The 977-nt window shown below is 55.2% G+C and carries 1 protein-coding gene and 1 pseudogene; both read left to right on the forward strand.

What is annotated here, in order from left to right; genetic code table 11:
- Window positions 1-572: DUF3304 domain-containing protein (locus tag D5301_RS23960; protein ID WP_153857082.1), on the forward strand; the 572-nt coding region annotated here is incomplete at its 5' end.
- A 179-nt stretch (window positions 573-751) separates the two neighbouring features.
- A pseudogene (locus D5301_RS23965) lies at window positions 752-977 on the forward strand (hypothetical protein); the annotation flags it as partial.

Genomic DNA, 977 nt, shown 5'->3' on the forward strand with positions numbered 1-977 from the left:
TTCTGATCGGGCTGGCGCTGTTTGCTTTGGCAGGTCTAGTACTAAAGATCATGGATTGCAGGGTCGGTCCACCACCGGCAGCTCCCCCGAAGCCACGCATCATTGAGCCTGATACTGGTCGCGACATTACCGACGCTCCGCCGGAGATGCATTTGAAGATTGGCATCGTCAACTATTCCGACGAAGGCCTTGGAAAAGTCTTCATTAATGACGTATGGGGGGGCGGCATGCAACCGTACGCCAGCAGTAACGGACGCACTTGCTGCGTGACGCTCCCTCGTCTTTGGCATCCGGGGCTCAAAGTGGCAGTGGCCTACCGCACCAGCAGCATGTTTATCAAGGATCCCAAAAGCTATGTTGAGAAGGACGTTCTTGTTGCGCCCTATGAGCCGTTTCTTGATGGGTTCATCTATTTCTTCTACTTTCCGGGTGATCAAGTGCGGGTCGTGGCCACTCCCTACTCCCCAGGATATCCGGGCTTCGCTTACGACATTGACTTCGGTGATGGAAACGGTGATCTAGCAAAGATTAAGAAATTTCTGGAAGCAACATCGGGCAAGGAGGCGGAATAGTGAGGGTAAGAGTATCTACTCCGACGTCAGAGCAACCAACGCAGCTCAGTTCCAATGAAGCGGGGCGATATGCAGCGTCATTGTCGGAGTCCGGATCCGACTGTGGTGTGGATCTTTCAATAGGCTGCTTCTTTGACGGGACACGTAACCACAGGCTGGTGTCCAAAAGGCGTGGGGATATGAGTGAGAGCAACGTATCGCGGCTTTTCGATGTCTATGATGCAGACCGATTGCGGAGTGAGGGGCGACGCAGACAAAAGTTCTCAAGCTACATCCAAGGCGTAGGAACTGAGGCGCTGAATGAGATTGGCGACACCGGCACTGGCTGGCACGCGCGCGCCGGCGCGGCAGCGGGTTGGGGAGGCGAGGGGCGGGTGAATTGGATGCTGATGCAGGTTCAGGATC

Source organism: Stenotrophomonas sp. MH181796 (assembly GCF_009659995.1).
In the GTDB taxonomy this organism is placed as follows: Bacteria; Pseudomonadota; Gammaproteobacteria; order Xanthomonadales; family Xanthomonadaceae; genus Stenotrophomonas; species Stenotrophomonas riyadhensis.